Here is a 17687-nt window from a genome sequence, read left to right as displayed (position 1 = left end):
GTCTTTTGACAGATACCATAATCCTTTCTGGCGGCGGATCAATGCTATAGCGGTAATTTTCTGCTCGTTGCGCGAAGGGCTTGCCGCGGCGGGGGAGGGCGATTATCTTGCCCGCATCACAAAGAGGAGAAACCGCCCATGCCCATGATGACCGCCAAGGACCTTGAAGCCTTCAATCGGGAGCACTTCCCCCAAGTCGATCATCTCGGACTGAAGGTGGATCATGTGGACGATCACTCCATTACCGTCACCATGAAAACCGGGGAGCGGCATTTGCGTCCCGGTGGGACGGTTTCGGGGCCGACGATGATGGAACTGGCCGATGCCGCGATGTATCTTCTTCTGCTCGCACAGATAGGCGCTGTCGCGCTTGCGGTGACGACCAGTCTTAATATCAATTTCCTGCGCAAACCGGAGCCGGGGGAGCTAATCGCGAAGGGGCGTCTTCTAAAACTCGGGAAAACCCTCGCCACCGGGGAGTTCAGCCTTTTTGCCGGTGATCCGGATGAACCGGTTGCCCATGTCACTGCGACCTATGCGATCCCGCCGAAAAGGTGATATCTTTTCGGTTCTGCATATATCCGGCTGATTTTGCGGTATTATAATACCACAAACGTAAATTAATGAAAATAAACCGCTATTTCGGTTGACTTGGATTTGAAGTGAGATTATACCCGCCACCAGATCGGGGGGCCAATTGCTCCCTTTATTTTGTTGTGGCACGCTTTACGCGAAGGCTTGAGTTAAATGAAAACCTATTCTGCGAAACCATCCGAGGTGGAGAAGAAATGGCTGCTGATCGATGCTGAAGGGCTCGTTCTCGGTCGTCTTGCCTCGATTATTGCGACCCGCCTGCGCGGCAAGCATAAACCCATGTTCACACCCCATATCGATTGCGGCGACAACGTCATTGTCATCAATGCGGAAAAAGTCGCCCTGACCGGCAAGAAGCTGACAGACAAGGTGTTCTACTGGCACACCGGACATCCGGGCGGTATCAAGAGCCGGACGGCGGAAAAAACGCTCTCCAGCGCGCATCCGGAACGGCTGATCCTGAAGGCAGTTGAGCGGATGATCCCGCGCGGCGCCCTTGGTCGCGAACAGTTCAGCAACCTGCGCGTCTATGCGGGTTCCGAACATCCGCATGCGGCGCAGAACCCCGAAGTGGTCGATGTTGCGTCGATGAATGCTAAGAACGTAAGGAGCGCCTGAGTATGGCCGATGAAGCAAACTCCCTTGAGGATCTGAAAGACCTGACCGAAGGCGCCGCCAAGGATGCCCCGGCTGCTGAAGAAGGCACTGAAGTAATTGAGGCCGCCGAGGTTATCGAAGTTGTCCATGTCGATCCAGTGATTGACAGCCTCGGTCGTTCCTACGCGACCGGCAAGCGGAAAAACGCCATTGCCCGCGTCTGGATCAAGCCCGGTTCGGGCAAGTTCACCGTCAATGGCCGTGATCAGGAAGTCTATTTTGCGCGTCCTGTGCTCCGCATGATCCTGCTGCAGCCGTTCGAAGTGACCGACCGCGTTGACCAGTTCGATGTGATCTGCACAGTAAAGGGCGGGGGACTCTCCGGCCATGGCCGGTGCGGTACGCCACGGTATCTCGAAAGCGTTGACCTATTACGAACCGGCCCTGCGCCCGGCGTTGAAGGCCGAAGGCTTCCTCACCCGCGACAGCCGCGTTGTGGAACGGAAAAAATACGGCCGCGCGAAAGCCCGCCGGAGCTTCCAGTTCTCCAAGCGTTAATCGCGAGAGCTATATACGACAAAGAAAAGGGCTTGCTTCGGCGGGCCCTTTTTTTGTGTTTAATTCTTTGCAGCCAGAGCCGCATCGCCCCGGGCGCGAAGCTCCTCAACATGCGCCAGCACTTTCGTCACAATTTCTTTCCACCGCGGCAGCTCTGACGGCAAAAATCGAATTTCTAATGTATACTTGTCTCGATCTATATTTGCTTCGCACCTTAAGCCGGGATGTCGAGAAACCAAATCTGGCTTTGGGCAATTTAATATGAGAGGCTCCCCAAAAGATTGTGTGGGCACATAGTAAGCGGTGTCATATGTTGGACTCTCATATTTTCGGAGGCTAAGTTCTTCGACATTTACGGGTGCTTGATTTGGGAAAACTTCCGCTACAGTCCGTTGTTTTATATTGTTTACAACTGCATTCCCATTTGACAGTGGGGGACGGATTAAAATCTGAACATAGTTGGGATCTAATGTATTGCGAACAAGTTTGTACTCTTCCCTCCACGTATTGAAGTCCGGAAGAATACCATATGTAAAAATGAATGCGACAGGACCCTTTGCATCGTAAGGCGCATAAGAAACCGACCACGGCGGCAGGAGAAATGGCACGCCATTTATCGTTATAAGATGCTCACGTTCCTGCCTGAAAATCTGATCATATGTGAATAAGCTGCCAAAAATTGCTGCTGCAGCAAGTACACGCCAAAGCGTTTTAAATTCAACGCCGAACCAAGACTTCTTGATCAAAATCAGAAGAAGAACTATTACAAACGCCAGAAAAATACCAACTTTGTAAAAAAATATACTGCCATCGCCGGCATCATCTGATCTTAGCCTTTCAGCGTGGTCTTAAGGTGCAATTTACATACGAACGAGCAAACGAATTTATGGACTCAAATTTTGATAGATCACTGATCAATATCCTGTAAGTGATCATTAAGCCCTCTTCGGCATAAGTTATTATGCGGCAAGCCTTCGATCTGTTATTGCAGTCAATCAGCGAGGAGGTTTTCCGCCTTTTCTTTGTCGCCAGAAAAAAGCCGTTTTCGTCTCCCTGAAAATCATGGCCGATGTAAGCGTCATATTCTCCATCAAGGTTACGAATTCTCACGTTGTCAACGGGGTCGAAATCCCGCCCTGAGAAATAACTCTTTTGATATTGCTCCAAAGTCCTTGGAAACGAGGCGTTAAGGTAAAAGCGCGCAGAAATCAGTGAAGAAATTTCAGGACGATGCTTCTCGTTTTGAAAACCATTTATGTCCGGTAAAATTTGTATATAGCCGAGTCGCTTTTCACCACTATCGGTCGGAAAGCCGCTATTTATAAATTCCTTTATGCTACCCATCGGCGACACAAAGATAAATCTTCTTTCTCTGGTTGCGATGTCATGACCATCCCAAAATTCAGGTTCCCCAACATACCCCATATCGGCAAGGCATTGCTGGATTTGCGGAATGACATTCCTGTATTTAATCGTCGGCCAAATGTTTACGTACAATTTGATAAAACCGTAAGTTCCAGCAAAAGTACACATAAAAATCAACGCACTGATCAACTTTACACGACGGTTTTTTTGAGCCAAATGTAGATCAACACGCAACAAATCGAGACGCATACGATCAAAATCGGGGGAAAGAAAAGCAAAGAAATAATAAAATTATAAATCAATGCAGTTCACCGTCTATCACCGGCCCGATGAAAGTCATCCATAAACAGAACACATTTACACTCCATGCAGCTATCGTCTTGCCGACACTCGGCAGACGGGAAAATAAGTACAAAGTGAACTTGTCAAGCTATAGCATATACCGGAGCGTCGGCAAATAAATGTAGACTATTTGGGTGTGGAGGCAGTTAAGTCTCCGCCAGCACCCAAAATGCCGCATTTCAATGCGGAAAAAACTCCCGTAAACTCCGCTCATGGAAAGTCGTGACTTTATTAAATCCCTGACCCGGGGGCAGCGGGAGATGTTGACGCGCCGCTCGGATGTGAAGGGGCTGCTGCATCTCGCCGGGCATGTGGGGCTGATCCTGCTGATCGGGGCGTTGATCGCGCTGAGAGGGCCGGGCTGGCCTTTGTTGATGCTGCCGCAGGGGATACTCATTGTCTTTCTGTTCCCTGCGCTACATGAAACCTCCCACCGCACGGCGTTCAGAAGCCTCTGGCTCAACAAGCTGGTGAGTTCGGTCTGCGGTGTTATCACGGTTCTGCCGGCGGAGTGGTTCCGCTATTTCCATATAGAGCATCACCGTTTCACGCAGGACCCGACGCGCGACCCGGAGCTGCACGCGCCGAAAATCACGACACTTTCGCAATATCTCTGGCATGTGTCCGGCATCCCGATCTGGATCTCGCATGTGAAAACTATCCTCAAGAACGCGACGGGCCGCATCGATGACGCCTTTGTGCCCGCCCATGGCCGGGCGGCAATACAGCGGGAGGCGCTAGGGATGCTCCTGATTTACGCGGTGTTGTTCGTTGGATCGATCGCCGCAGGGTCCACGCTTCTGCTTTATGTCTGGATAATCCCGGCGGTTCTGGGTCAGCCTTTCCTGCGGCTTTTTCTGCTGGCCGAGCATGGGCTCTGCCCGGAGGCGGGAACAAACATTTTTGAGAATACCCGCACGACGCTCACCAATCCTGTCATCCGCAAACTCGCCTGGAACATGCCCTTTCATGCGGAGCATCATGCCTTTCCGGCGGTGCCGTTTCATTTGCTTGAGAATTTCCACATGTTGACCCGGCCGCATTTGAAGGTGACCGAGACGGGCTATATCGCCTTTCACCGCAAATATATAAAGCGCCTCACACCCTGACGTCGCACGGCGCTGCATTGTGATCCTGTTTCCTGATTTATTGATCTGGATCATTCGCGCCCTTGCCGGTATTGTGGTAATCGAAACCCGGGTGAACGCCAAAACAGATGAATAAAAAGCGGTGGTCATTGTCGGGGAGATATTTCCGCAGAAGACGGACAGGACGACAAGAGCAGGCCTTCATGTCACGCTTGATAAAAAAAGAACGGGAGACGAAAATTGACAAAACTCGACGAATATTATGATTGGGACTCAATCCTCGACGGTCTGAATAAATACCTCCGTATCCGCGCGACGCCGATCGGCATGAAGCTGTTCGAAACGAAAGAGGAGATGGAGGCGGTGGAAAAAATTCGCCGCCCGGATTCAATTCACACGGCGGATCAGATCGTCGGGCAGGCCGCTCGTCTAGGCTGGACTGTTGGCGTGACGGCGGACGACTTTGTCGGCGCGCAATGCGGCGCGGTGATGGGGCTGCATCCGCAGGATGAGGAATGGCAAAAGGGCGAACGCTACGCCGGTGTCTGGTATGAAACGCCAGAGGATGCGCGCAACCATCAGTCGGCCATGACCGTTGTGCCGTCGGGTCAGTTTACGGCGATGGCGGTCTCTCCGCTTAGCTCAAAACGGCTCAACCCGCCGGATATCTGCCTGATTTATGCGACGCCGGCGCAGATGATCATCTTCATCAATGGCTTGCAATGGGCGGGCTATAAGAAGCTTGATTTCTCGGTTGTGGGCGAATCCTCCTGCGCCGATAGTTGGGGCCGGGCTCTCTCTACGGGGGAGCCGAGCCTGTCGCTGCCCTGCTTCGCCGAGCGGCGCTACGGCGGTGTGCTTGAAGATGAACTGCTGATGGCCATTCCACCCGCCTATCTGCCCAAGGTGATAGAAGGGCTGGCCGCTCTGTCAAAGAACGGTTTGCGCTATCCGATCGCGCAATATGGCATCCAGAATGATGTCCGTGCGGGTATGGGAGTAAGCTACAGCAGTAAATCTAAATAATCACGACAAATATAGATGGTTATACTTGTGATTGTTATTAGTGCTTTATAAAGATCGCTGTGCGCGAAAAATGCGTATTGGCATGCACTAAATAAATGAGTATATTTCACGCCGCCGATAATAAAGGTATATACAATAAGATGGTTCGTTCTGTCGGAACCGGGCTCAATCAATAATCGGGGATACGGGAACCAAGAAAGTATGGCCTATGAAAAGTTCGATAATATTGACTGGGTGACACCGGACGTAAAAGAATTTGCATATTACTGGCGAAGCCTAGACAGGGATCGCGTTATTCCGAGGCGGCAAAGTTTTGATCCGAGCCGGATTTCGCCATTACTGCACGGTATTGCGATCTATGAGGTCAAGTCACGGGACGAGATTCTCTACCGTCTGGCCGGAACCACACTGGTCGACCGGATCGGCATGGAAGTGACGGGAAAGAATTTTCTGGATTTCTTCGAAGGTGAGCGGCGCGCAAAGGCGGCGGATGCGATGTATGAATGCGTCTCCAGACCCTGCGGGATGTTTTCCAGACTAACCGGCGTCTCGTATAAGGGGCGGGTGGAAACAAGCGTGGCCGTTGGGTTTCCCCTGCTAGATCAGGACGATACTTGTAATCGCCTGGTGTTTTATTCCTCTGGATTTGATGAAGATAGCTTCCGAGTGCCGGAAGAAGATCGTATTAAGTCCCTCGAGGCTGAGCAAACCATTTTCATTCAGCTCGACAATTAGAACACGTCGATATTTTTCTGTAATTCTTCAAAAAAACGGGCCGCATGCAGGCCGTCCATGATGGCGTGATGCGCCTGTAGATTGACGGAAACGCGCGCGGGGCCCACTTCTTCGACGATTTTCCCCCAGGCGATGCGGGGGATACAGTCATCCTTATCCTGAAGCGGATGGGTCATGGATGTAAAATCGAGCCAGGGGAGACAGCTTAGGTAAATCCACTGATCCTCTCCCTCGGTCTCGCTATCAAGCGTGGCCTGTTTTGATGCCGTCTCAATCGCTGCGCGGCAAGTGGCGTCGAATGTAAGCCAGTCCTCATGATAGCCCGCGTGACAAAAAGCGAAGCGTTCGCCCTCTATCGGCACCGTGAAGGATGGATGGATGATGTCATGCATGACCACTGTCTGGCCGCGAAATCGAGTGCGAAACTCCGGAATCGCGTTGGCGGCCTGCATGACGCAGAACAGCATCGCATTAAAGAGGGAGAGTTTCCTATCCCGTGCGGCACCAAGCAGGCGGGTGACGGTGAGGGAGGCGGTGAGGCTGAAATGTGGTAACTCACTCGCACGGTACATCTCGTAATGCGTCCGCCGATCCCACGACGCGAGGTCGATCTCCGTCTCGCTCATATTTATTCCTCATCCTCGTCATCCGGCCCGGGCAACATTTTAGGCGTAACGAAATGGGCCAACTTGCCGCGTTCGCCAAGATTGCGCCAGTCATCAATATCAAATTTTATCTGCGTGAGCGCGGCAGAGGGGTATTTCCGCTCGATCCGGTCATAGCCATTATCGGGTGTCCGCTCCGCAAGATCGAGGGCCATCTGCTGCATTGTCGGGTTATGGCCAATGATCATGACATGCACCTCCTCAATAGCCGAGCTTTTGAGATAGGCGATCAGACCGGAACCTGTACCGGCAGAATAGATGGACTTCTCAATTTTCACCTCGGTTCCATCGGGCAGGAATGGGTCGATCTGGGCGAGAGTCTCACGGGTGCGCCGGGAAGGGGAGCAGAGGATGAGATCGGGAAAAATTTTGTTCTTTTCGATGTAAGTGCCAATTTTCAGCGCCCCGCGACGGCCGCGAAAAGAGAGGGGGCGGTCAATATCGGCCTTGGTCCGGTCGGACCAACTTGATTTGGCATGGCGAAGCAAGGTCAGTTTACGCATGAATCTGTCTTTCCCATTTCCCTGAAGATCCGCGATGTATCAGTCTCGCATGGACATAGTATGACAAGAAAGTGGGTCTAGGGGCCTTATTTTTCAACACCAAGTCTCCGGTGCCAGTCGGCGATGGATTCGTCCGGATATTCCTCGAAAACCTTGTCATTCGGTCCGGGCTCCAGCGGCACCCATGCCTTCTTCGATCCGACCATGAGATAGGTCCGCTCTGGTGCGGCGGGAAGCTCGCTATCGATGGCGGAGGCAAAGGGGTGAAGCAGTTCGGGCCAGCGTGGATCATAGACCCAAAGCGCGCTCCCGCAGGATTTACAGAAATGTCGCCGGGCAGGGCTTAATCCGTCTTCGCCTTCAAGTTTCGCTTGATAAACGGAAATATTCTCTTCGCCTTCGACTTTCAGGCTGTTGGCGTCCCCCCCAAGATTAATCGCGAAGCCGCCACCGCCCTGCGTCTTGCGACAGATCGAACAGAAGCAGTAATTATAGGGGTAGGGATGGGTGGAGTTGAGTGAGAAAGTCACCGCGCCGCAATGACAGGACCCATCTAGTTTCATATGCTCTTCCTCTGCAAAATTTCTGGTCGGTTACGCTTAACCGTTTTTCAGTTCTTCCGGATAGGTATCATATTGGGGCACGCCGTCGGTAATTTCGTAATAATCCTTCTTGTCGGCGACATAAATATGATGGCTGGTTTTAAGGCCGGTTTCCCCATCGAGGCTGCCGGCGAGAATGCTTTGATGGCTTTCGTCTTTCAGCCGCCAAAAGAGGGTGCTGCCGCATTCCGCGCAGAAGCCTCGCTCGCCCCAGTCAGATGAGCTGTACCATTTAAGGCCGTCATCCTTGACCAGATGGAAATTTTCCTTTGGCGTGGCAGTGGCCGCGAAATAATGGCCGCTGGTCTTTTGGCACTGACCGCAATGGCAGGAAATAATATCGCGCAAAGGCCCGTCGATTTCATACCGAACGGCGCCGCAAAGGCATCCACCCGTTTTAATGGCTTTATTCTCCATATTTGAGCCTTTCCTCGATTCATCTGAATTATGCCGCGAAAGAATAGCCCGGCTTATGTGTTGCGTCAGCCTTTAAAAAGGCTCGTCGGAGTGGTTGGATGAAATACCCGTAAAATTCGCGGCAAACGGCGCTTTGCCTGGATTCTGCCTAGAAAATATGCGCTTTGCCTAACTCTGTTGCATTGTTCCATATGGAGAGTCACAAAAATTTGATTTTACTGAAATCTTTCTTGCAAAAACTCTCATTATCAATTACGCGAGTCGTCGGGAGTCCTTGTTTTTCGGTTAATTTGCTGCTGGCGACATTGCTTCCAAGGTTGATCTGTCGCTGCTATTTGGGCACTTCGACAGCGCTATCGACCTGATATATAGAATGAGTGTCCAGGAGACTAAACATGGCAAAAGGTACAGTAAAGTGGTTTAACCCAACCAAGGGATATGGTTTCATTGCTCCAGAGGATGGCGGGTCAGACGCTTTCGTGCATATTTCGGCTGTTGAACGAGCCGGTTTGACGACCCTTCAGGAAAACGCAAAAGTTCAGTTTGAGCTTGTTGAAGGGCGTAACGGCAAAGCATCCGCTGAAGAACTCGTGCTGCTGGACTGAGATAAAGGTTCCGATACGATAGAGAAAAGGCGGCGTTTGCCGCCTTTTTTTGTGGCTAAAAAACAAAGGTTTCGATGAGAAACCGTTGCAAATAACGGATTTTCATGCAAAAAACGCCGCTGATACGCGCCACTGCTGGCGACAAGGTTTAAGCGAATGAACTATCCGATTAAAAACGCGGACGATATCGATATTGAAACGCTCGGCATCCCTCTCGATGCAGAGGGCGCTTTTGCGATTAAGGTGAAGGACCATGTCCAGCGTCTGACCGGCGAGGAACTCGTGGCGGAAATGCGCGACCAACTCGATGTTCGGAGTTCAGTGCGTGGCGCTCTCCTGAGAAAAGCGAATAAGGATATTCTCGCAGGCCTGAAAAAAGGCCGGCTCCGATTAGGCGAGGAAGCCCAAGAGGCTTTTGATCTGAATATTTTGATCTGGTTTGCGGATAAGGCCCTGAAGGGCGAGCACCAGAGCTATTTGACAAAATAACGCTTTTAGGAGTCCGGCGCGATCCCGCCCGGAATAAGAACATGACGAACACAACACATAAAATCAACGCCGGTATTCTCGGCGCCAGCGGCTATACGGGGGCGGAGGCCATGCGGCTCCTTCTTCGGCATCCGAATGTCGAGATCAAACTCTTGACCGCTGACCGTAAGGCGGGCCAGCCGGTAGAGGACGTCTATCCCCATCTCGGTGGCTATGGTCTGCCCGATATGATCGCAGTGGAGGAGGCTGACTGGAACGATGTCGACGTCGTTTTCTGTGGGCTGCCGCATGGCACAACGCAGGAAATTATCGCCACCCTGCCCGCAAACGTGAAGGTGGTCGATCTTTCCGCCGACTTCCGGATTGAGGACCCCGATACCTACGCCGAATGGTACGGCCATGAGCATCGGGCGCTGGACCTGCAGAAAAAAGCGGCTTACGGCCTGACGGAACTGAACCGGGAAAAGATCAGTTCTTCCCGGCTGGTTGCCTGTCCGGGCTGTTACCCGACGGCGGTGCTTCTCGCGTTGGTCCCACTGGCTGCGGCAGGCTTGGTCGATACAGATGATCTGGTGATCGATGCGAAATCGGGCGTGACCGGTGCGGGCCGGGGGTTGAAGCAGAACACCCTGTTCAGCGAAGCAGGGGAGGGTCTTAGCCCCTACAGTATTTCGAAACATCGGCACGCGCCGGAGATTGAACAGGAAATCGCCAAGGCCATCGGCCGGCCGGCGGCGGATATGCGGGTCAATTTTGTACCGCATCTTGTCCCTATGAGCCGGGGCGAGTTGATCACCGCCCATGTGCGGCTGAGTGAGGGCAAGACGGTCGATGACCTCCGGGACGAATTTGCAAAAGCCTACAAGGATGAGCCTTTTGTCCGGCTGCTGAAAGAGGGCGCAATCCCGCAGACTCAAATGGTCCGGGGCTCTAACAACTGTGTGATCAATGTGTTCGAGGACCGGATTCCCGGCCGGGCCACTGTGATCGCGGCGATCGACAATCTGGTTAAGGGATCGAGCGGGCAGGCGGTTCAGAATATGAACCTGATGTTCGGATTTGAAGAAACCCTCGGTCTGGAGCAGGCGCCCCTGTTCCCTTAAATACAACAAGAAGAAGAGATACAAACCATGCTCAGAAATATTATTCCCTTCAAGGGGACCTCTCCTACCATTGCCAAGGACGCCTTTATCGCGCCCTCCGCCTTTGTCATTGGGGACACGGTGATCGGGGAGGGATCCAGCATTTGGTTTAATTGCGTGGTGCGCGGTGATGTCCATTCAATCCGTATCGGCAAGCGCACCAATATCCAGGACGGCACGGTGATCCATGTTTCGGGCGGCACTCATTCGACGACAATCGGTGATGATGTGCTGGTCGGCCATAACTGCCTGATCCATGGTTGCACGCTGGAAAACGGCAACTTCGTCGGGATGGGCGCGATTGTACTGGATGGCGCCGTGGTGGAGACAGGCGCGATGGTCGCGGCTGGCGCGCTGGTCACACCGGGCAAGCGCGTGCCCAGCGGTGAACTTTGGGGTGGCTCGCCTGCGAAATGCCTGCGGAAGCTGACTGATGAGCAAAAAGCGGACCTCACGAGCGGGGCGCACCATTACGCGGAACTGGCGCAAGTCTATCGCGCGGAGCAGGGTTAGAGACGGGTGGTCGAGGTCATGGGGTTTTCGCGAAAACTTTCCTTATTTCCGACGCTGATTGGCGCTCTGGTTCTTCTCTTTTCCTTACACGGCATGGCACGTGCGGGTACGGACATAGCCTGCCATCCCGCGCTCGAGCCGGACAAGGCGCAGTACGTTCTCGGCTATGGTAGCCTGATGGAGACTGCATCCCGGCTTCGGGCTTGGCCAAATGCGAACACAAGTGTGCCGGTGCGGGTTGAGGGATATGCTCATGGCTGGAAAGCACGCGGCCTCGACATTGGTTTCAGCACGACTTTTCTTGGTGTGACTCCGTCGGCGGGGGCAGAGATGATGGCCGCGCTGTTCAGGGTGGAAGATCTCAATGACTTCAAGACAGGCGATGCGCGTGAATCCATCTATTGTCGGGTGCCTGTTCCCTCGGAACGGATACATCCGCTCGATAATTCCGCTGCGCCTAAGGACGGCACCATATGGATTTATGTGCTCGAGGCGGAGCATATACGGCCGCCAGACGAGAAATTTCCCATAATTCAGTCCTATGTCGATATTTTCCTGAGCGGTTGTATTGAGTTGTCCAATCAATCTGCTGCGGAGGATGACGATTTTCTGACGCAATGTATCGACATGACCAGTGGCTGGTCGAGTTACTGGGTGAATGATCGTATTTATCCACGTCGTCCTTTTTACCAACCGAACGCAGGCCGTATCGACCGGTTATTGAAGAAAATGCTGCCCGAACAGTTTTCGGCGATTCGGATCGAGTAACCCTCGTGCGCCGGGTGGTTCCTCCGCGCAATATTCACTCCATCGTGATGAGAGTTGAGATTATTTCTCGCTGACACCGACATATGCTCCTCCCAAAGCATTCAAAAAACCAGGAGAAAGTATATGTCCGCACTAAATTCGAAACTTCTGTCATCCACCTTCGTGGCAGCCCTGATCGGTGTGGGCGGCGTTGTCGCTGTCGCTACGGTGGCGGTGCCGATCACCGCCATAACCGTCAAGCCAGCGGCTGCAGCCTGTAATCCGTGCGCCGCGAAGAAGCCCGCTAACGCCTGCAACCCGTGCAATCCATGCGCGGCCAAGAAAAACCCCTGCGCTGCGAGCAATCCTTGCGCGGCAAAAAAGGCGTGTAACCCCTGTAATCCTTGCGCGGCGGCCAAGGCAACTGCCTCCGGCTGTGTTGTGCCCTCGGTTCAAAAAGCGGCGGCCTGTAATCCTTGTGCGGCGAAGAAGCCTGCCAATGCCTGCAACCCTTGTAATCCATGCGCTGCGAAAAAGGCCTGTAACCCTTGTAATCCTTGCGCCGCAAAGAAAAATCCATGTGCGGCGAGTAATCCCTGCAATCCCTGTAACCCGTGCAATCCTTGCAGTGCCGGAGGCGTTGCGGAAGTTGAACTGGAGCCCGCCGAAGCCACCGCCGCCTATGAGTGCCTGAACGCAGATATGAAGGCGGCCTATGCCGGATCTGGCGTGCCCGAGGCCGCGCATTATCTTGACTGGAAAGCCTTTTCAAGTGCGCCTTACGCTTCCGCCACCCATGGCGGGCGGCATGTCATGAACTACGCCAATGACGTGGCCAAGGAAGCCTATGGCAAATATGAGGAGGTCGGCAAGATGCCGGTCGGTTCGATCCTAGCGAAAGACAGCTTCGTTGTTCAAACTGACGGGCATGCCGCTGTCGGGCCGCTCTTCCTGATGGAGAAAATGGCGGCTGGCTTTAACGAGGCGAGCGGAGACTGGAAATATTCCATGATCCTGCCGAACGGCGCCGTCGCCGGGGTCACCAACGGCAAGGGCTCAGAGAATATGGTCTTCTGTTACGAATGCCACATGGTCATGGAGGATACGGACAGCCTGTTCTTCCTCCCAGAAGAGCTTCGCGTAAAATAATTTCTCCTGAGGAGCAGCGGCGGTTGGCTATTCGCCGCCGCCGCCGTCTCCCGTGTAAGGCTTGGCCTTGACCTTCACATAGCTTCCGGGCGCATCCTCGATCGGTTTTAGTTTGCCTTTCGCCGGATCGCGCGCCGGGACCTTGGGGCCAGATTTCTTGGATAGCCATTTGTCCCAATAGGGCCACCAGGAGCCGGGATGCTCTTTCGCATCGGCAAACCATTCCTCGGCCGTCTCGTATTTCTTTTTCTTCTTCGTGTTGGTCCAGTACTGATATTTATTTGCGTCCGGATGGTTGATCACCCCGGCGATATGGCCTGAACCCGCCAGCATCAATTCCGTCGGGCCGCTGAACAGCTGGGTATTCTTGAAGACCGACTTGAACGGTGCGATATGGTCTTCCTTACTCGCCTGGATAAAGATTGGCGTTTTCACCTTCGAAAGATCAATGGGCTGCCCACCGAAAGTGAGTGCGCCCGGCTGCCGAAGGAGGTTTTTCTGATACATATTACGCAAATAGAAGCTGTGCATCAGATGCGGCATGTTTGTCGCATCGGTATTCCAGTAGAGCAGGTCGAACGGAAAGGGTGACTTGCCCATCATGTAGTTATTAATCACGAAGGACCAGATCAGGTCGTTGGAACGGAGAAGGTTGAAGGTGTTCGCCATTTCCTTGCCTTCAAGATAACCTCCCTTCATCTTGCTTTCGACCAGCTGTATATGATCCTCGTCGGTGAAGACAAGGAGGTCGCCCGCGTCCTCAAAATCGAGTTGGGCGGCGAAGAAGGTGGTGGCCTTGATCCGGTCTTCCTCTCCAATCGCGGCGAGATAGGCCAGCGTCGTCGCCATCAGGGTGCCGCCGATGCAATAGCCGATGGTAGTGACTTCCCTTTCCCCGGTGGAGGTTTCGATCGCGTCGAGCGCGGCAAGAATACCTTCCGCCATATAGCTTTCGAACGTCTTCTCCACATGCCGCTCGTCGGGGTTGACCCAGGAGATCACAAAAACGGTGTAGCCCTGCTCGGTGCACCATTTGATGAAGGAATTTTCCGATTTCAGGTCGAGAATATAAAACTTGTTGATCCAGGGCGGGGTGATCAGCAGCGGGCGCTTATACACCTCTTTCGTTGCCGGCGCATACTGAATGAGCTGCATCAGGTCATTTTCATAAATCACCTTGCCGGGCGTCACCGCGATATTGCGTCCGACCTCGAACGCATCTTCATCCGTCATCTTCGGGATAAGTTGCCCTTTGGTCCGCTTGAGATCATCGAGCATATTTTCAAGGCCATGAACGAGGTTTTCGCCCTTGCTCTCTATGGTCTTTTTCAGGACGTCCGGGTTGGACCAGAAGAAATTCGACGGCGACATGGCGTCGGTATAGAGCTTGGTGTAGAAATCTGCTTTTGTCTTGGTTTGCTTGTCCAACCCCTCAACTTCGGAGACGGTCTCCTGAATCCAGTTGGCGGTCATCAGGTAGGATTGCTTGATATAGTCGAAGATCTGGTTCTCGCTCCATTCGTCGGACTTGAAGCGCTTGTCGCCCGCTTGCGGCGTCACCAGCGGCGGCGTTTCCTCTCCGCTCGCGCGCATCGCAGCGTTCTGCCAGAGGTTCATGTAATTCTTCCAGAGCGCGGCCTGTGCCTCGACGATTTTGGCCGGGTCCGCCATCATCTTATTCATCAGTTCCATAAAGGTCTTGCTGACGGTCGCCGGGTCCGGATCGATATGGGTCGGCTGCTGACTGTTCAGGAACTCGGTAACAACCTCCTGACTCTGTGCGGCAATCTTGGCGAAATTCTCAGCGAACTCCTTGGAAGCTTCAAGGGCTTCCTGGCTGCTTTCAAGCGGCTCTTTACTTGTCATATCGACTCATTCTCCCAGAGTTGTTGTCTTCTATGCAAACCAACATATTTCAGGCTACATGAAATTTCCTCGCTGCCTTGAAGTCGTCAGAAAACATTGCGAATTTTCCCCTCATATGTTTTATGATAACCTTGTTTTTTTAAGAGTATATCAAAAAACTTGCCAATCTCAATGCGGCCCTCCGCCGCAGCAGGAACTGGCAGGACGGACGCATCGATGACCATGACGCCAAACACTTTCGAAAATCGCTTTTTATGTGCCTCGCGCCTTCTGCTGGGGGGTGCCCTTCTGCTCGCTGTGTTGGCGGGCACTGCCTGCTCTACGGATAATACGGAAGAACAGGACGCGGCGGAATACCCGAATGTGAACAAGGTGCCGGAACAACCGGAAACCGTTGCGACATTGACGGAGGCAGAGGAAATCGAGGAAGGCTTGCGCGCCGACCGCGAGAATGCCCGCTATACCGATGAGACCCTGCGTGCCGATACTTCTTTGCAGCCGCCACTGGCCGCACCGCCGAAACCGGTGGTCGAGGAGGTCAAGACCGAGACTGTTACAGAAGTAACGGAAACAGTGACAGCCGATGGTTCCGAGACGGTGAAAGAGACCGTCACGGAAGTTGTTGAAGAAAAGACGGTCGAGGCGGCGCCCGTCGTTGCTGCCGTGGCGCAAGAGGAAGTGACAGAAACCCCGTTGCCCGCGCCCTCAGTCGTTGATTCCGCACCGGAGACACCGGCGCCTGAACCCGCACCTATGCGTGAGCAAATTATCAGCGGAGAGACAGCACCCAAACCCGCTATTGAAAGCGTGTTTGAGCAGCAGCTCGCAGCGTCCGGTGTCACACGTCTGCCAACCACGATGAGTTCCGATAGTTCTACTGCTACGTCAGCCTCATCTGTTGCGCCTGCCGTATCTTCGTCTTCAACTATCTCAGCCTCTTCCAGCGGATCGGTGACCCTGACCCCGCCGCTCAATGATGGCGGGCGCACCATTCCAAACTATGCGGCATCCGATGGCACGACGCCGATCGAGACGATTTATTTCGCGCAAGGCTCCCACCGGATCAACGGGTCGGACAAGGATAAACTCGACCGTATTGCACGCACACAGATGGCCGCGGGCGGCACGCTCAAAATTGTCGGTCATGCCTCCAGCCGGACGCGGCAGATGGCGGAAGAAAAGCATATGATCGTCAACCTGAATGTCTCGCAAGCGCGAGCATCGGCGATTGCGGAATATTTCATCAAGGCGGGGGTAGAACCCTCCAATCTGCTGGTTGAATCCGTCAGCGATACGGAACCCCGGATCGCCGAGCCGATGCCGAGTGCGGAAGCCGTGAACCGCCGCGCAGAAATCTTTCTTCTAAATTAACTAAAAGTCGTTTAAATACCCGCATAGAATTTAACTCAGGAACCCGGATCGCCGTCCACGCGCGCCGGGAACCGCATTATTACAACTAACTGGAAGAGGCCGATGGACCCGGATTTTCACCGCATAAAACGCTTGCCACCCTATGTCTTCGAAGAAGTCAATCGGATGAAAGCAGCAGCGCGAGCGGCCGGAGAGGATATCATCGATCTTGGCATGGGTAATCCGGACAGCCCGACGCCGCAGCATATTGTTGATAAATTGGTGGAAACGGTCCGCGATGGCCGCACCCATCGGTATTCGACAAGCCGGGGCATCCCGGGCCTGCGCCGCGCCAACGCCGCCTATTATGCGCGCCGCTTCGATGTCGAGATTGACCCGGAGACGGAAACCATTGCAACACTGGGATCGAAGGAGGGGCTTGCTAACCTTGCCATGGCGATTACGACGCCGGGCGATGTGATCCTCTCGCCGAACCCGAGTTACCCGATCCACCCTTACGGCTTTATTATTGCGGGCGCTGTTGTTCGGCATTTTGAAGTCGGGCCGGGGATTAATTTCTTTGCGGGGCTGGAACGCGCCGTGCGCCATTGTATTCCGACGCCGACTTGCCTGATCCTGAATTTTCCGTCAAACCCGACGGCAATGACGGTCGATCTTGATTTCTATAAGGAAGTTGTGAAATTCGCCAAGGATCACGAGATGTATATTCTCTCGGACCTGGCCTATGCGGAGATTTACTTCGGCGATGTGAAGCCGCCCTCGATCCTGCAGGTCGAAGGTGCGCGCGATATCGCGGTCGAGTTTACGTCTCTGTCTAAAACCTATTCCATGCCCGGTTGGCGCATGGGCTTCGCAACGGGCAACAAGCGTTTGATCGGCGCGCTGGCGCGGATCAAGTCCTATCTCGATTACGGCGCCTTTACACCCATTCAGGTGGCGGCGACGGCGGCGCTCAACGGCCCGCAGGACTGCGTCGAGGAATTCCGCCAGCTTTATAAACATCGGCGTGATGTGCTGATCTCCGGCTTTGCTGCGGCTGGCTGGGACGTGCCCTCACCGGATGCGACCATGTTCGCCTGGGCACCAATACCGGAACCCTTCAGGCATCTTGGCAGTCTTGAGTTTTCGAAGCTATTGTTGCAGGAAGCGCAGGTCGCTGTTGCCCCGGGACTTGGTTTTGGAGAGCATGGGGACAGCTTTGTCCGTGTCGCCATGGTTGAGAATGAACAGCGGATCCGGCAGGCAAGCCGCAATATCAAGAAATTCATGTCCAATGCAGATGCGCATCTTGGACGGAAAGAGGCTTCCTGAAA

20 protein-coding genes and 1 pseudogene are annotated in these 17687 nt (G+C 53.6%); 14 read left to right on the top strand and 7 right to left on the bottom strand.

Features of this window, described 5'->3' with window-relative positions:
- The first annotated feature begins 138 nt into the window (after positions 1-138).
- From AC0L73_RS04020 to rpsI, 3 genes and pseudogenes are all read left to right on the top strand, one after another.
- Positions 139-558, top strand: coding sequence for a PaaI family thioesterase (locus AC0L73_RS04020; protein WP_473654935.1), 420 nt, complete (start codon positions 139-141; stop codon positions 556-558).
- A 189-nt stretch (positions 559-747) separates the two neighbouring features.
- Complete coding sequence (gene rplM / locus AC0L73_RS04015; RefSeq protein WP_227950088.1) at positions 748-1212, top strand: 50S ribosomal protein L13; 465 nt, start codon at positions 748-750, stop codon at positions 1210-1212.
- Between the two features lie 2 nt (positions 1213-1214).
- Positions 1215-1749, top strand: a pseudogene (gene rpsI / locus AC0L73_RS04010) (30S ribosomal protein S9).
- A 59-nt stretch (positions 1750-1808) separates the two neighbouring features.
- Here the strand turns inward: rpsI and AC0L73_RS04005 are convergent.
- Positions 1809-2495 carry a hypothetical protein gene (locus tag AC0L73_RS04005; RefSeq protein WP_473654934.1) on the bottom strand — a complete coding sequence of 229 codons (687 nt, stop codon included), beginning with the start codon at positions 2493-2495 and terminating at the stop codon, positions 1809-1811.
- Between the two features lie 91 nt (positions 2496-2586).
- Positions 2587-3363 (bottom strand): hypothetical protein, encoded by a 777-nt coding sequence (locus AC0L73_RS04000; RefSeq protein ID WP_473654933.1) that lies wholly within the window; start codon positions 3361-3363, stop codon positions 2587-2589.
- 305 nt (positions 3364-3668) lie between these two features.
- On the opposite strand from AC0L73_RS04000, the gene AC0L73_RS03995 reads away from it, so the two are divergent.
- The 3 genes from AC0L73_RS03995 to AC0L73_RS03985 all read left to right on the top strand — a co-directional run bounded on the left by AC0L73_RS03995 (position 3669) and on the right by AC0L73_RS03985 (position 6305).
- The gene (locus tag AC0L73_RS03995) at positions 3669-4565 is read left to right on the top strand and encodes a fatty acid desaturase (protein ID WP_473654932.1); all 897 of its coding nucleotides are present in this window, start codon (positions 3669-3671) and stop codon (positions 4563-4565) included.
- A gap of 219 nt (positions 4566-4784) precedes the next feature.
- On the top strand, positions 4785-5570 hold the full coding sequence (locus AC0L73_RS03990) for a DUF169 domain-containing protein (RefSeq protein ID WP_473654931.1): 786 nt from the start codon (positions 4785-4787) through the stop codon (positions 5568-5570).
- 201 nt (positions 5571-5771) lie between these two features.
- Positions 5772-6305: a PAS domain-containing protein gene (locus AC0L73_RS03985; protein ID WP_473654930.1), complete on the top strand. Its 534-nt coding sequence runs from the start codon at positions 5772-5774 to the stop codon at positions 6303-6305.
- Here the strand turns inward: AC0L73_RS03985 and AC0L73_RS03980 are convergent.
- The 4 genes from AC0L73_RS03980 to AC0L73_RS03965 form a co-directional block, all read right to left on the bottom strand.
- The gene (locus AC0L73_RS03980; RefSeq protein ID WP_473654929.1) at positions 6302-6931 is read right to left on the bottom strand and encodes a CatA-like O-acetyltransferase; all 630 of its coding nucleotides are present in this window, start codon (positions 6929-6931) and stop codon (positions 6302-6304) included. The two genes, AC0L73_RS03985 and AC0L73_RS03980, sit on opposite strands and share 4 nt — an antisense overlap.
- 2 nt (positions 6932-6933) lie before the next feature.
- The gene (locus AC0L73_RS03975) at positions 6934-7473 is read right to left on the bottom strand and encodes a SixA phosphatase family protein (RefSeq protein ID WP_473654928.1); all 540 of its coding nucleotides are present in this window, start codon (positions 7471-7473) and stop codon (positions 6934-6936) included.
- An 86-nt stretch (positions 7474-7559) separates the two neighbouring features.
- Positions 7560-8036 (bottom strand): GFA family protein, encoded by a 477-nt coding sequence (locus AC0L73_RS03970; protein ID WP_473654927.1) that lies wholly within the window; start codon positions 8034-8036, stop codon positions 7560-7562.
- A 36-nt stretch (positions 8037-8072) separates the two neighbouring features.
- Complete coding sequence (locus AC0L73_RS03965) at positions 8073-8492, bottom strand: GFA family protein (RefSeq protein ID WP_227950106.1); 420 nt, start codon at positions 8490-8492, stop codon at positions 8073-8075.
- 395 nt (positions 8493-8887) lie between these two features.
- On the opposite strand from AC0L73_RS03965, the gene AC0L73_RS03960 reads away from it, so the two are divergent.
- The 6 genes from AC0L73_RS03960 to AC0L73_RS03935 all read left to right on the top strand — a co-directional run bounded on the left by AC0L73_RS03960 (position 8888) and on the right by AC0L73_RS03935 (position 13137).
- Entirely contained in the window at positions 8888-9097 is a 210-nt protein-coding gene (locus tag AC0L73_RS03960) for a cold-shock protein (protein WP_227950108.1), read from the top strand.
- Between the two features lie 156 nt (positions 9098-9253).
- Positions 9254-9586, top strand: a complete 333-nt coding sequence (locus AC0L73_RS03955; RefSeq protein WP_227950111.1) for a hypothetical protein — start codon at positions 9254-9256, stop codon at positions 9584-9586.
- Between the two features lie 41 nt (positions 9587-9627).
- Positions 9628-10689: an N-acetyl-gamma-glutamyl-phosphate reductase gene (gene argC / locus AC0L73_RS03950; protein WP_473654926.1), complete on the top strand. Its 1062-nt coding sequence runs from the start codon at positions 9628-9630 to the stop codon at positions 10687-10689.
- A 27-nt stretch (positions 10690-10716) separates the two neighbouring features.
- Positions 10717-11241: a gamma carbonic anhydrase family protein gene (locus AC0L73_RS03945; protein WP_473654925.1), complete on the top strand. Its 525-nt coding sequence runs from the start codon at positions 10717-10719 to the stop codon at positions 11239-11241.
- Positions 11242-11259: 18 nt separating this feature from the next.
- Positions 11260-12009, top strand: coding sequence for a gamma-glutamylcyclotransferase family protein (locus tag AC0L73_RS03940; RefSeq protein WP_227950117.1), 750 nt, complete (start codon positions 11260-11262; stop codon positions 12007-12009).
- Between the two features lie 123 nt (positions 12010-12132).
- Positions 12133-13137 carry a cytochrome P460 family protein gene (locus AC0L73_RS03935; protein WP_227950119.1) on the top strand — a complete coding sequence of 335 codons (1005 nt, stop codon included), beginning with the start codon at positions 12133-12135 and terminating at the stop codon, positions 13135-13137.
- Between the two features lie 27 nt (positions 13138-13164).
- Here AC0L73_RS03935 and phaC read toward each other — a convergent pair whose 3' ends face one another.
- Entirely contained in the window at positions 13165-15003 is a 1839-nt protein-coding gene (gene phaC, locus AC0L73_RS03930; protein ID WP_227950121.1) for a class I poly(R)-hydroxyalkanoic acid synthase, read from the bottom strand.
- Positions 15004-15219: 216 nt separating this feature from the next.
- Here phaC and AC0L73_RS03925 point away from each other — a divergent pair, with 216 nt between their 5' ends.
- Together AC0L73_RS03925 and AC0L73_RS03920 are read left to right on the top strand one after the other, a co-directional pair.
- Positions 15220-16374, top strand: coding sequence for an OmpA family protein (locus AC0L73_RS03925; RefSeq protein ID WP_227950123.1), 1155 nt, complete (start codon positions 15220-15222; stop codon positions 16372-16374).
- A gap of 102 nt (positions 16375-16476) precedes the next feature.
- Positions 16477-17685, top strand: coding sequence for an LL-diaminopimelate aminotransferase (locus AC0L73_RS03920; protein ID WP_473654924.1), 1209 nt, complete (start codon positions 16477-16479; stop codon positions 17683-17685).
- The last annotated feature ends 2 nt before the right edge of the window (positions 17686-17687 follow it).

This window comes from Sneathiella sp. D3-11 (genome assembly GCF_055809395.1).
The sequence above is the reverse complement of the archived record's forward strand: the minus strand, read 5'-3'. Positions and strand labels throughout refer to the sequence as shown.

Bases quoted from the DNA above. Each gene is read 5' to 3' on its own strand.
- AC0L73_RS04020 (WP_473654935.1), top strand. From the start codon at position 139: ATGCCCATGATGACCGCCAAGGACCTTGAAGCCTTCAATCGGGAGCAC.
- rplM (WP_227950088.1), top strand. From the start codon at position 748: ATGAAAACCTATTCTGCGAAACCATCCGAGGTGGAGAAGAAATGGCTG.
- AC0L73_RS04000 (WP_473654933.1), bottom strand. From the start codon at position 3,363: ATGCGTCTCGATTTGTTGCGTGTTGATCTACATTTGGCTCAAAAAAAC.
- AC0L73_RS03995 (WP_473654932.1), top strand. From the start codon at position 3,669: ATGGAAAGTCGTGACTTTATTAAATCCCTGACCCGGGGGCAGCGGGAG.
- AC0L73_RS03985 (WP_473654930.1), top strand. From the start codon at position 5,772: ATGGCCTATGAAAAGTTCGATAATATTGACTGGGTGACACCGGACGTA.
- AC0L73_RS03980 (WP_473654929.1), bottom strand. From the start codon at position 6,931: ATGAGCGAGACGGAGATCGACCTCGCGTCGTGGGATCGGCGGACGCAT.
- AC0L73_RS03975 (WP_473654928.1), bottom strand. From the start codon at position 7,473: ATGCGTAAACTGACCTTGCTTCGCCATGCCAAATCAAGTTGGTCCGAC.
- AC0L73_RS03970 (WP_473654927.1), bottom strand. From the start codon at position 8,036: ATGAAACTAGATGGGTCCTGTCATTGCGGCGCGGTGACTTTCTCACTC.
- AC0L73_RS03965 (WP_227950106.1), bottom strand. From the start codon at position 8,492: ATGGAGAATAAAGCCATTAAAACGGGTGGATGCCTTTGCGGCGCCGTT.
- AC0L73_RS03960 (WP_227950108.1), top strand. From the start codon at position 8,888: ATGGCAAAAGGTACAGTAAAGTGGTTTAACCCAACCAAGGGATATGGT.
- AC0L73_RS03955 (WP_227950111.1), top strand. From the start codon at position 9,254: ATGAACTATCCGATTAAAAACGCGGACGATATCGATATTGAAACGCTC.
- argC (WP_473654926.1), top strand. From the start codon at position 9,628: ATGACGAACACAACACATAAAATCAACGCCGGTATTCTCGGCGCCAGC.
- AC0L73_RS03945 (WP_473654925.1), top strand. From the start codon at position 10,717: ATGCTCAGAAATATTATTCCCTTCAAGGGGACCTCTCCTACCATTGCC.
- AC0L73_RS03940 (WP_227950117.1), top strand. From the start codon at position 11,260: ATGGGGTTTTCGCGAAAACTTTCCTTATTTCCGACGCTGATTGGCGCT.
- AC0L73_RS03935 (WP_227950119.1), top strand. From the start codon at position 12,133: ATGTCCGCACTAAATTCGAAACTTCTGTCATCCACCTTCGTGGCAGCC.
- phaC (WP_227950121.1), bottom strand. From the start codon at position 15,003: ATGACAAGTAAAGAGCCGCTTGAAAGCAGCCAGGAAGCCCTTGAAGCT.
- AC0L73_RS03925 (WP_227950123.1), top strand. From the start codon at position 15,220: ATGACCATGACGCCAAACACTTTCGAAAATCGCTTTTTATGTGCCTCG.
- AC0L73_RS03920 (WP_473654924.1), top strand. From the start codon at position 16,477: ATGGACCCGGATTTTCACCGCATAAAACGCTTGCCACCCTATGTCTTC.